General features: G+C 45.8%; 11 protein-coding genes. 5 read left to right on the top strand and 6 right to left on the bottom strand.

The window, feature by feature from the left end:
* Positions 1-16: 16 nt before the first annotated feature.
* Positions 17-622 (bottom strand): ankyrin repeat domain-containing protein, encoded by a 606-nt coding sequence (locus A31E_RS20510; protein ID WP_000023625.1) that lies wholly within the window; start codon positions 620-622, stop codon positions 17-19.
* A 257-nt stretch (positions 623-879) separates the two neighbouring features.
* On the opposite strand from A31E_RS20510, the gene A31E_RS20515 reads away from it, so the two are divergent.
* The gene (locus tag A31E_RS20515) at positions 880-1,377 is read left to right on the top strand and encodes a DUF1097 domain-containing protein (RefSeq protein WP_001515819.1); all 498 of its coding nucleotides are present in this window, start codon (positions 880-882) and stop codon (positions 1,375-1,377) included.
* Between the two features lie 91 nt (positions 1,378-1,468).
* The gene (locus A31E_RS20520) at positions 1,469-2,401 is read left to right on the top strand and encodes a LysR substrate-binding domain-containing protein (protein WP_001084382.1); all 933 of its coding nucleotides are present in this window, start codon (positions 1,469-1,471) and stop codon (positions 2,399-2,401) included.
* A gap of 41 nt (positions 2,402-2,442) precedes the next feature.
* Here A31E_RS20520 and pdeL read toward each other — a convergent pair whose 3' ends face one another.
* The 4 genes from pdeL to A31E_RS20540 all read right to left on the bottom strand — a co-directional run bounded on the left by pdeL (position 2,443) and on the right by A31E_RS20540 (position 7,372).
* On the bottom strand, positions 2,443-3,531 hold the full coding sequence (gene pdeL, locus A31E_RS20525; RefSeq protein ID WP_010377096.1) for a DNA-binding transcriptional activator/c-di-GMP phosphodiesterase PdeL: 1,089 nt from the start codon (positions 3,529-3,531) through the stop codon (positions 2,443-2,445).
* A 995-nt stretch (positions 3,532-4,526) separates the two neighbouring features.
* Complete coding sequence (locus A31E_RS20530) at positions 4,527-5,222, bottom strand: LutC/YkgG family protein (RefSeq protein ID WP_016248388.1); 696 nt, start codon at positions 5,220-5,222, stop codon at positions 4,527-4,529.
* Complete coding sequence (locus A31E_RS20535; RefSeq protein WP_000023937.1) at positions 5,215-6,642, bottom strand: LutB/LldF family L-lactate oxidation iron-sulfur protein; 1,428 nt, start codon at positions 6,640-6,642, stop codon at positions 5,215-5,217. Before A31E_RS20535 ends, A31E_RS20530 begins: the two co-directional genes overlap by 8 nt.
* Before the next feature lie 10 nt (positions 6,643-6,652).
* A complete protein-coding gene (locus A31E_RS20540; protein WP_001102096.1) occupies positions 6,653-7,372 on the bottom strand; it encodes a (Fe-S)-binding protein in 720 nt (239 codons plus the stop codon).
* A 493-nt stretch (positions 7,373-7,865) separates the two neighbouring features.
* On the opposite strand from A31E_RS20540, the gene A31E_RS20545 reads away from it, so the two are divergent.
* On the top strand, positions 7,866-9,419 hold the full coding sequence (locus tag A31E_RS20545) for an L-lactate permease (protein ID WP_024193552.1): 1,554 nt from the start codon (positions 7,866-7,868) through the stop codon (positions 9,417-9,419).
* 168 nt (positions 9,420-9,587) lie between these two features.
* Here the strand turns inward: A31E_RS20545 and rclR are convergent, their stop codons facing one another.
* Positions 9,588-10,451, bottom strand: coding sequence for a reactive chlorine-specific transcriptional regulator RclR (rclR, locus tag A31E_RS20550; protein ID WP_000339576.1), 864 nt, complete (start codon positions 10,449-10,451; stop codon positions 9,588-9,590).
* A 225-nt stretch (positions 10,452-10,676) separates the two neighbouring features.
* Between rclR and rclA the strand changes: the two genes are divergently transcribed.
* Complete coding sequence (rclA, locus tag A31E_RS20555) at positions 10,677-12,002, top strand: reactive chlorine resistance oxidoreductase RclA (RefSeq protein ID WP_016248386.1); 1,326 nt, start codon at positions 10,677-10,679, stop codon at positions 12,000-12,002.
* Positions 12,003-12,110: 108 nt separating this feature from the next.
* Positions 12,111-12,347 (top strand): reactive chlorine resistance periplasmic protein RclB, encoded by a 237-nt coding sequence (gene rclB / locus A31E_RS0122125; RefSeq protein WP_000475158.1) that lies wholly within the window; start codon positions 12,111-12,113, stop codon positions 12,345-12,347.

Genomic DNA, 12,347 nt, shown 5'->3' with positions numbered 1-12,347 from the left:
TAGCAAGCCTCCCGGTTTATGCGCCTGCGGCAATCAGCAACTGCGCAATCTCTTCAAAACCGCGTTCCCGCGCCAGTTCCAGCGGTGTTTTGCCATATTTATCCGTCAGATGCGGGCTGGCACCGTGTTCCAGTAATAACTGGACAATCGCCTGTTGTTTAATCCCGCCATCATTAAGCACAATCGCTTCCAGTAGCGGCGTCCAGCCAACATGATTGGTCTGGTTGACGTTAATATCCGTATGCGTCAAAAGCTCTTTCACAATACTTAAATGGCCTTTTTCACAGGCTGGCGTCAGGCCGACACCGCCAAAACGGGTGACGCAATTAAGATCGGGTTTAGCCGGTAAAATAATTCGTAGTAGCGTTAAATCATCGTTCAGGCAACTCATTAAAAAAGGATTTAAGCAGGTATGATCTTGTTTGTTAATATCTGCACCGGCATCAATTAACGCCTGCACACATGCATATTGCTGATATAAACTTGCCAGCGTAATTGCCGTTTTCCCCTGGCGATCGCAGGTATTAATATCGACACCCAGCGCAAGGCAGGTTTTTAATTTATCGATATCACCTTGTAGGGCAGCCAATAAATAGTCGGCAGGTAGATTTTTTATACTCATTCACATTCCCCTGGTTTTTGTGGCTGTTTTCGATGAATTGAGAATAGCAACGAAACTCAACCAAAAGAACCCGCTTAAATTTAATTCGCTGTATTCCGTCTTTTTGTTGAATGATGCTCAACAATCTTTTAGCAGTGTGCGCCAGTGCAATATTTATCTTTTTCTCCCCATACCCTTTCACTCAATCAGGTTTTATTTCTCTATAGTCTGCATATGTATTAACAGCTTCCGTCCACGTCTAACCAGAGGAGAACAAGATGAACGGACTCACTGCAACGGGTATTACCGTCGGTATTTGTGCAGGGCTTTGGCAGTTAGTGTCTTCACATGTCGGGCTTTCTCAAGGATGGGATTTATTAGGAACAACAGGCTTCGTCGCCTTTTGCAGTTTTTATGCCGCAGGCGGCGGTAAATCGGGGTTTATCAAGAGTCTGGCAGTCAATTATTCCGGGATGGTGTGGGCATTTTTCGCTGCACTGGCTTCCGGCTGGCTGGCCTCTGTGAGTGGGCTTTCCGGATTCTGGGCAAGCGTGATTACCACCATTCCCTTCTCGGCGGTGGTGGTCTGGCAAGGGCGTTTCTGGTTACTGTCATTCATTCCCGGTGGATTTCTTGGCATGACGCTGTTTTTTGCCAGCGGGATGAACTGGACAGTAACGCTACTGGGTTTTCTGGCGGGTAATTGCGTGGGGATAATTTCAGAATATAGCGGACAAAAATTAAGCGAAGCGACAACCAAAAGCGGCGGGTGTTAAAAGTTATTCAAAAATGATTATCTATCTTTAATAGATACCTCTACAGTCATGGCTGGAGAAATTCATATTAGAAAATGGCGGGAATGGTTTAATGAACTCAATTTTTACCGAAGAAAATCTGCTGGCGTTTACTACCGCTGCACGTTTTGGCAGCTTCAGTAAAGCCGCAGAAGAGTTGGGTTTAACGACTTCCGCCATTAGCTACACCATCAAGCGAATGGAAACGGGGTTAGATGTGGTGCTGTTTACCCGCAACACCCGCAGCATTGAGCTAACGGAATCCGGGCGCTATTTTTTCCGCAAGGCCACCGACCTGCTGAATGATTTTCACGCTATTAAACGCAGTATCGATACTATTTCGCAAGGCATAGAAGCGCGGGTACGCATTTGTATTAATCAGCTACTTTATACACCCAAACACACCGCACGCTTATTGCAGGTACTGAAAAAGCAATTTCCCACCTGCCAGATTACCGTCACCACCGAAGTGTATAACGGTGTCTGGGACGCGATTATCAATAACCAGGCGAATATCGCCATTGGCGCGCCCGATACGCTACTGGACGGTGGCGGTATTGATTACACCGAGATTGGTGCGATTCGCTGGGCCTTTGCCATCGCCCCGGCTCATCCGTTAGCCTTCATGCCGGAGCCAATCGCTGAAAGTCAGTTACGTCTCTATCCCAATATCATGGTGGAAGACACCGCACATACGATTAATAAAAAAGTGGGCTGGTTGCTACACGGTCAGGAATCGATTCTGGTGCCAGATTTCAACACCAAATGTCAGTGCCAGATTCTGGGCGAAGGGATTGGTTTTTTGCCGGATTACATGGTTCGCGAAGCGATGGCGCAATCACTGCTGGTTACCCGCCAAATTCATAACCCGCGCCAGGATTCGCGCATGTTACTGGCAACCCAGCACTCCGCAACGGGTCAGGTGACGCAGTGGATTAAAAAACAATTTGCGCCAAATGGCATATTAACAAGGATCTATCAGGATTTACTGCATCGGGAGAATTAATACCCGGCACTCTCCCGATGCACTCTGAACTGCGGCTTATATCAACCACCCGCTTTCATTACCCATTCAGAGATAAATTTATCACCCGGTACTGGCGGGGAGAACAAATAGCCCTGCAAAAAGTGAACGCCTTTGCCGATCATTAAATCCGCCTGCTCCTGAGTTTCAACCCCTTCCGCCACAATATTAAGACCAGGCTTACGTGCCAGTTCGACAATATTATCCACAATATGGCCGGAGATTTCGTCCACACTGGCCATTTGCACAAACGACTTATCGATCTTAATAAAATCGACCGGGAACGCCTGCAAGTAACGATAGGTCGCATAACCAGTACCAAAATCGTCCAGAGCAAATGTGATGTTATGGCGATGCAGGCTGTCAAAAATCGCTCTGGCTTCTGGCGTTACCGGAATTGGGTTACGTTCCGTCAACTCGAGAACCAGTTTGATTTTATCGTTGCCTAATTTCTTAACCAGGTTCAGACACTCCTTTTCAAACCCGGATGCCAGGAAACAACCCGCGGACACGTTAATACCAATATGGAAATTATCCGGCAGCAAATGTTTTACTGGTGCCAGAATATCCGCGGTTTGTTTCATCAACTGACGGGTCATTATCACAATCAAGCCGGATGATTCCGCCAGAGGAATAAACTGATCCGGAGGAATAATTCCCGTTTGCGGATGCTCCCAGCGAACCAGCACTTCACAGCCAGTCAGTACCCCTGTCTGTGCGCAGAAAACAGGTTGGATCCACGGTTTGAATTCATGGTTTTCCAGCGCCAGACTGATTGCCTCAGGTGTGACAATATGGTGATAGTGGTTGTCAGAGATATATCTGTGACTGTTATTACCACTGGCGGATATGATCTCCGGATTGTACTGGAAGAAAATATCGCGCCAGAAAGTAATATCGCTTTGGATCCCCAGTTTCTCAAAGAGCTGTTTCTTTTGATGTGAAATTGTCTTTGCGCTGCGATTTCTATATTGTGATATTTCTGTAACCGACATCCCCTGCATCAGCAGCTTGAGTAGCAGTCGCTCTTTCTCGGATACGTTACCGGGCAATGACAAATGAACCGTTGTACCGAACTCTTGCAGAAAAACACGAAAATCACATGAATCCATGAACACACCTTTTATCTTTTATCGCTGTTCAGTATGAGTTACTACTGGTGGATTCCCGAGCACGCATAAGGGGTAACCATAAACATCAACAATGCCGTATCGATAACAACAAACATCACTATCAATCAGTTTATCGTTACCTCTAATGTTTGCTCAATAATGTTTACGCTAAATACCTCAGAAATGTAATCACAAGTGAATCTCAGTAGATAATAACGCAAGTTTAATATTAAAAGCCAACAATCTCAGTCACGCATTTGGGGTACTATAGAAGTAGTTCGACTATTTCTATATTTATAATTTACCACTAAGTACTGACCTTCATTCACGAGCGAAGGCGCATTATATGAATTTAACAATCCAAATCAACTTAAAATATCCCAACTGATATGAACATGGCGTCAACATCCGATTACAAAATGAGTAAAGATGTGTCTTAAACACACAAATTATTCATACTATGCACATACTTTCATAGCATCAACTTTAAGGCTGAATCCATTCAGCTTATATTGAAATATTAATAATAGATTAGGAATAAATAATATTTAAAACATCCAATAAAATATCATACACAGACAATTAAACCTTAATTAACATGTAGTTACAATAATTCTGACGCATTAACTCCACACGCCTTGCATGAATAAGACCCCAATTCGAATATGTAATTACAATTACCTCAAATAAGAATAAACTTATTGAACAATGGTTTCGACCCGGTGGTGATTTTGGGCATCAATGTTTCTTTTTATGTTTTTATTATTCACTGTCTGGCAGACCATCAGTCTAAACTAATGGCTTCGCTGTATAGATATAACCTCTGCGAGAGGATACACGATTATCTACAACGGTGATGATACGCTAAAGGTATAAGAAAGTGCGCCATATACAGGACATGGCGCAGACTTGTGTCCCACTGTGTAAATCGGTAATAGCGGTATAGTCGCTGTCTTTCTTGCTACTGAATAGCAGAATGGCTATCAATATTTCTCTCAGCAATCCTCAATAATCAGGTATACCGCTTTCACCGGGCCATGAACTCCAACGACTTTGATAAGCTCAATGTCCGCTGTTGAACTGGGGCCACTGATGATGTTAATGCAGGATGGCATACGTTCACCGGCCTGCGCTTTCTGATGCAATTTTTCTGCAAGTTGTGCCACTCGCGGCAAGATGGTGCTTTTACGCAGAATAAAAATAGAGGACTCCGGTAGCAGGCTCAACGAACGCCCGCGCTCGGCAGCGGAAAAAAGTACCACGCCTCCCGACTCTGTTAAGCCATATTCAGCATACACAACGCCAACTTTCGCCTGCTCCGCCTGGGAGATATTCTCTACACCTTTCGCCGGGTCCCAAACAATGGCATTACATTCCTGCTGTAAACGTTCGCTGATCCCCAGTTCCTCCAGTCGCGAGTCACCGCTAATCACAACAGACTGATCTCCCAACTCTTTACACAGGCGTAATGCGGCTTCTGCAGCCTGCGCCTCGCTGGTCAGTTCACAACGCGTCAACATGACATCGCTGGCAAACTGGATGAACGCATCACAGTGCTGCTGCTGATTAAGTTCAGTAAGCCGCTCGTTAGCATAGTTGTTAAGCGGCACATCTTCTGCTTGCGGTTCGAGTCGCAACGGGCGACCCAGAGCCTGAGCAATGTTGTTCAAAAATTCGCTACGATTATCCATTCTTTTTCTCCTGCGCCTGATGTTTCTTAAACCAGCTACGGAAACTCTCGCCGTCAGCTTCAGGAAGATCGCGTGCTTCCATCCAGTCACTAATCGCGCCAATCCTGAGCGGTGTTTTGCCGCCATTGATAAACCAGCTCGCCGCATGAGCGCCTGCCATCATTCCGACTTTCCACAATCCCGGATGACTATTGGCATAAGCGAACATTTTTATCGCTCGTTGCTCTGCTTTTGCTGTGATCCCTTTTTCAGCCATCACCCGACGATGACGCAAAATCAGTTTCGACAGAGGAATACGTACCGGACAAACGCTGTCACAGGCTGTACATAAAGAACAGGCGTAGGGGAGATCTTTAAAATCTTTATAGCCGCCAAGCAGTGGCGAAATCACTGCGCCGATTGGCCCTGGGTAAATAGAACCATATCCGTGGCCGCCAATATGGCGATATGCCGGACAAGTATTCATACAGGCCCCGCAGCGAATACAACGCAGCACATCCCGAAATTCAGAGGCCAGCACCTCAGAGCGCCCGTTGTCGACAATAACCAGATGAAACTCTTCAGGGCCATCAACGTGTCCGGCTTCGCGCGGCCCTGTCAGCCAGGTGTTGTATCCCGTCAAACGCGCGCCAACAGCACTGCGCGCCAGCATGGTAATCAATACATCAACCTCGGCAAAAGTGGGGGCAATACGCTCCATCCCCATTACCGCAATGTGCGTTTTAGGTAACGTGGTACACATCCGCGCATTGCCTTCATTGGTCACCAGGCATACCGAACCCGTCTCTGCCACCGCGAAATTACAGCCGGTAATACCGATTTCAGCACTGAGGAAATCTTCGCGGATTTTTTGCCGGATGAATAAGGTCATTGCTTCAGGCGTTTCCGGGCCGTCATAGCCCAGGCATTCATGTAGCACCCGGCGGATCTGGTGGCGATCTTTATGGATAGCCGGAACCACGACATGAGATGGCGGATCTTGATCCAACTGGAGAATATATTCACCCAAATCAGTTTCAATCACCTGAATGCCCGCATCCTGCAACACATGGTTGACACCAATCTCTTCGGTCACCATTGATTTGGACTTCACCACCTTCCGCGCGTTTTTACGTTGGGCAACCTGTAAAATATAGCGGGTAGCGTCTTCTTTGGTTTTTGCGAAATAGACGTGGCCGCCGTTTTGCGTCACTTTTTCTGAGAGCTGGTACAGATAAGCGTCAAGATTACTCAGAACATGATCACGAATCTGGGCGGCACGATCACGCCACTCCTCCCAGTGCCCTAATTCATCAACCATTTTTTGCCGATTTGCACCAATACGCTGCTGCGCGTTTGCCACCGCTTTGCGCATGATCGGATCTTCAATTTGCTGACGGATGCGTGTTTTAAATTCTGTATTACTGGTTTTGATCGACATCTTTATATCCTCAGCGACTCATCAGCACTTCAGCAATATGCATCACTTTGACTTTCTGCCCTTCCCGTTGTAACCGCCCACTAATGTTCAGCAGGCAACTCACGTCAGCACCAATGAGATACTCAGGACGAACCTCCATCAGATGTGAAACCTTTTCTTTCACCATCTCGCCGGATATTTCGGCCATTTTGACCGAGAATGTGCCGCCAAATCCGCAGCAGGTGTCCTGTTCGGCAAAGGGCAACAACTCCAGCCCGCGCACATTTTTCAGGAGCGTAAGTGGCTCATCCTTCACCCCCAACTTACGGGCCAGACTGCAAGACGGGTGATACACAGCCCTCCCTTGCAAGCTGGCTCCTACATCAACTACCCCTAATTTATTAACAATAAAAGAGGTGAGATCCTGCATACGCGCAGCGACCTTTTCGGCACGTAATGCCCATTCAGGCTCCTCAGCCAGATAGGTCGGGTAACTTTTTACGGCATAGGTGCAGGAACCGGCAGGAGAAATAATGGGATCGTCGTTTTCCTCCAGTGCGGCGATCAGATTTTTCATCCCTGGAATCGCTTCTTTGATATAACCACTATTGATCGCTGGCTGACCGCAGCATCCCTGTTTCTCCGGGAAATTTACGTGACAGCCGAGCTTTTCCAGTAGCAACACGGAGTCTCGTGCCATCCTTGATTTCAGTGCATCACCAATACAGGTAACAAAGAAATTTACATTCACAACCAATACTCCATTACTTCATTTCTGTTTATGCCCGATGGCAACCACCCCTTATGGGTTATCAATCATCAGCAAAAATAGGGGCTCTTTTTTAATCAGGTAGCAAAATACAATTTCAAACTCATTTGTATGACAAAACAGATAATCCGTCATTCAATTCCGGGATGCAATAACTAATTTTATTTCTTTCGGCATCGCTCACATTTTTATAATGACACACACTATCAACACGGGATCATGAATTTGATTTAAGAAGGCCATAAAGTTCATAGCCATGAACTCCCATACCTATTTTGAGCTACTCATTTTGGAGCTGTGAAAATATACATTCATTGTTTTATACGTCGAGTAATCAACAATAAACATACAATCATCAACAGCCATAATTTTATTTTACTGAAGCGATTCAGTTTGCATTTTTTATTTTCACAATGAGATAGCCTTCTTCGGAAAAATATATAAACAAGGTCAAGCAATATAGTTGGAAATAGAAATGCACGGATATTTAATGTTTGCTATAGCACTCTCACCTTTGCTCCTTATGGTATTTCTGATTCTGAAACTGAAGATGCCTATTCATTATTCAGTTCTGATATCACTGGTATTCACTGCTGTTTTATCTGTCCTGTTCTGGGACATGCCAGTACAAAATCTTAAAGCCTCCGTGAGTTATGGCGCACTCAAAGGGTTATGGCCGATAGTGATTGTGATCCTCGGCGCGATATTCAGTTATAACGTGATGCAGGCAACCAAAGCGCTGGATATTCTCCGCGATATTCTCGCCAGTATTAGCGAAGATAAGCGTATCCAGGTACTCCTTATTTCGTGGTGTTTTGGTGGTTTTCTTGAAGCTGCCGCCGGTTACGGTACAGCGGTCGCAATCCCTATCGGTATCCTCATCGCGCTGGGATTCAACCCACTGAAAGCCGCAATTGCTTCACTGGTTGCTAATACCGTACCTACAGCGTTTGGGGCAGTGGGTATTCCGGTTTCGATTCTGGCCGAACAGGTTAACCTGTCGGTTTACACCTTAGGTGGCACAATTATTCTGCAATTGGCGATTTTTAATCTCCTGCTGCCCTTTGTCATTATTGGTATTATTGGCGGCGGTGTGAAAGCAATTCGCGGCGTATTCCTTATCACGCTGCTATGTGGCATTGCGACACTTGTTCCGCAGTATTTTGTTGCCATACATCTCGGTGCCGAATTACCCGCTTTTGCTGGCAGCCTGGTTAGCCTTTTCACTGTCGCAATTGCCAGCCGTTTACGCAAAAGAGACGTAGATCCCGAGTGGCGTATTGAAGCCAGCCATACCCGTGAAATGGCACCACGCTCAGTAAAGGTGCTGTTTCGGGTCGGCTCTATTTACCTGTTCATTTTTATCTTTATTCTGTTGTGCTCACCGTTATTCCCAACGATAAAGGCGGCAGCATCTCAGTTAGCTTCAGCACTGCATTTTTCACTGGTCGATGGTGGAACATTGGTGTTAAAAATCGAATGGCTCACGACGCCAGGAATGCTGATTATCTTTGCGACTATTCTCGGCGGTTTTATTCAGGGGGCTTCAGCACGCGGTATGCTGGAAGTTTTTGTCAAAACCGTGCTCCAACTTAAAAATTCTATTATTGCAATTATGGCTATTGTCGCTATGGCAACAGTTATGGATCTCAGCGGCATTATTTCTACGCTGGCACAGTCAATTGTCGACCTCACAGGAAGTTCATATGTCTTCCTCGCCCCGGTCATTGGTGCTCTGGGTACTTTCGTCACTGGTAGCGACACTAACTCGAATATTTTGTTTGGCAAACTGCAAACTATTGCAGCCAGTAAGTTACATATCGATCCCAACTGGCTGGCGGCGGCAAATACCTCCGGTGCAACGGGAGGAAAAATGATTTCGCCACAAAGTATCGCCATTGCCGTTTCAGCCACGAAAATGGAAGGACAGGCTAATCAAATAATGTCTGGCACCATGAAATATTGCTGTGCCTACATCGCGATACTTGGCTTAAAAGTTGGCCTCTTTTATTTCTGGTTTATGCGATAATATGCTTTTATATTTGTCAGAACACAAATAAAGGCTAAGTAACAAAAATCTTATCTCCAGAATGCCAGGATGTTCTTTATATCTTCCAGAACATCCTGCTGTTTTCCTCCACTACGCTAAGTATGACAGACTCTATTTTTATGCCCGGTAATCTTATTCATACTTAGCTTACAAGATAACCTCCTGAAGTTGTCTGACTCTTTCCCGATATTCTCCCGGAGTACAAGCAAACTCGCGGACAAAAGCCTTGTGAAAAGATGATTCACTGGCATAGCCTACCGACTCAGCAATCACCACAACAGGGAGCGTTTCCCGGGAAAACATCTGGGCCGCTATTTGTAGGCGTAACTTTGTTAATACAGCCAGTGGCGTAGTTCCGGAAACATCACGGAAAAGTTGGGCAAAACTTGCCCTGGACATGTGAGCGATGCTGGCCAGTGATTCGACGGTCCAGGCGTGTCCGGGCATTTCCAGCATTTGCTGGATCACCGCACCAAGACGCGGATGCAGTAGCAAACTGAGAATGTTTTTCTCTGTATTAGCCTGTGCAATCCATTCACGTACCGCGAGTGTAAATAGTGTCGCGCAGACCTGGCTACACAGTGCATCCGCTCCCGGCATTGCCGATCTGGATTCCTGTTGTAAAAAAGGAATCGCTTCCCTCAGCCAGTGAAATTCCACACTGTCGCTTTCCGGTGCCAAAACCAGCACTTCCGGCAAAGAGGTTAAAAAATAACGCGCCGAACGTTGCAGTCGAAGAGTGCCGCAGACAATACAGGTCGATTCATTTTCGACGTGACTCAGGCGATGCGCTGAATTGTGTGGTAACAGAACCACACTCCCTGAGCGTAACGTAAAGGTCTGCCCCGTCGGTATTTCCAGTTTCGCCGCACCTTGTGTTAGCGCATGCCAACGAATAACCGACAGTTCTCCTGCGCCATGTGGAAGCTGCCAGTCGCTTCCTAACTCGCAATTTTTATCGATCGTTCCTTGTGGAGCGTTAAGCATCAACAAACGGCTAAGGGCATCCATATCAGACTCCTGAGTAGTTATTGATTACAGACAGCAGCAATCTTATATAAGCATTAATCTAATATCATCAACTAGTTAATCATCATCGTCATATTGTGACCCTGATTAAAAAACAATAAACACAAGACGATAAGACAAAATTTTAAGCGTTGTGAAGAAATATTATTTTTGCCTTTACGTCTATAGTCATTATGTCAAATGAATACGTTTCGACAGGAAATTATCATGAATAAATATCAGGCAGTTATTATTGGTTTTGGTAAGGCAGGAAAAACATTAGCCGTCACGCTGGCTAAAGCGGGTTGGCGTGTGGCCCTCATCGAACAATCGAACGCAATGTATGGCGGGACTTGTATTAATATCGGCTGCATCCCGACCAAAACGTTGGTTCATGATGCACAACAGCACGTAGATTTTGCCAGTGCCATGCAGCGTAAAGATGAGGTCGTCAGTTTATTACGCGATAAGAATTTCCATAATCTTGCAGATATGACCAATATCGACGTGATCGACGGACAAGCGGAGTTTATCGATAACCATATTCTGCGCATTCATCGACCTGAGGGAAATCTGGAGATTAGTGGCGAGAAAATTTTTATTAATACCGGTGCGCAAACCGTGATTCCGCCAATTCCCGGAATAACCACAACGCCTGGCGTCTATGACAGTACCGGATTACTGAATCTGAAGGAATTACCCGAGCATTTAGGTATTTTGGGCGGGGGATATATTGGCGTTGAGTTCGCCTCTATGTTCGCCAATTTTGGCAGTAAGGTTACTATTTTCGAAGCCGCGCCTCTGTTTTTGCCTCGTGAGGATCGGGATATTGCTGATAATATCGCGACTATTTTACGCGAACAGGGCGTCGATATTATTCTCAATGCCCATGTGGAGCGAATCAGCCACGATGAAAATAAAGTGCAAGTGCATACCGGGCACGCCCAACTGGCGGTGAATGCATTGTTAATAGCTTCCGGCCGTCAACCGGCTACTGCTTCGTTAAAGCCAGGAAATGCCGGTGTCGCGGTAAACGAGCGCGGAGCAATTGTCGTTGACAAGCAATTACATACCACAGCGGACAATATTTGGGCGATGGGAGATGTTACCGGCGGGCTACAGTTTACCTATATTTCACTGGATGACTTCCGCATCGTGCGCGATGAGTTACTGGGAGAAGGCAAACGTAGCACAGACGATCGGAAAAATGTGTCTTATTCCGTATTCATGACTCCACCGCTGTCCCGGGTTGGTATAACGGAAGAGCAGGCCAGGGAAAGCGGCGCGGATATTCAGGTGGCAACATTACCTGTAACAGCAATTCCGCGCGCCAGAGTGATGAACGATACCCGTGGGGTATTAAAAGCGATTGTCGATAATAAAACCCAACGCATATTAGGGGCATCACTGCTGTGTGTTGATTCCCACGAGATGATCAATATAGTGAAAATGGTGATGGATGCCGGAATGCCTTATAGCGTATTACGCGATCAGATTTTTACTCACCCGTCGATGAGCGAATCGCTCAATGATCTATTTTCATTAGTCAAATAACCCAAAAATCAGACGCCAGGACAAATATTCTGGCGTCTCAGAGAAAAGCATTTTATTAGCTTTTGCTTATTCTATAACTTCTTAATCACTTCATTGATGGTATTTTATATGTTTAAAAAAACTGTTTTATTTGCAACGCTATTATCTGGCGTTATGGCTTTTTCCACCAATGCAGATGACAAAATAGTTCTGAAACATGTCAGCGTCTCGTCAATATCAGCCTCACCAACAGTTCTGGAGGATGCCATTGCCGATATTGCCAGAAAATACGATGCTTCATCATGGAAAGTCACCTCAATGCGAATTGATAATAACTCAACCGCAACGGCAGTATTGTATAAATAA

This window comes from Escherichia sp. KTE159, assembly GCF_000408805.1.
Lineage (GTDB): Bacteria > Pseudomonadota > Gammaproteobacteria > Enterobacterales > Enterobacteriaceae > Escherichia > Escherichia marmotae.
The sequence above is the reverse complement of the archived record's forward strand: the minus strand, read 5'-3'. Positions and strand labels throughout refer to the sequence as shown.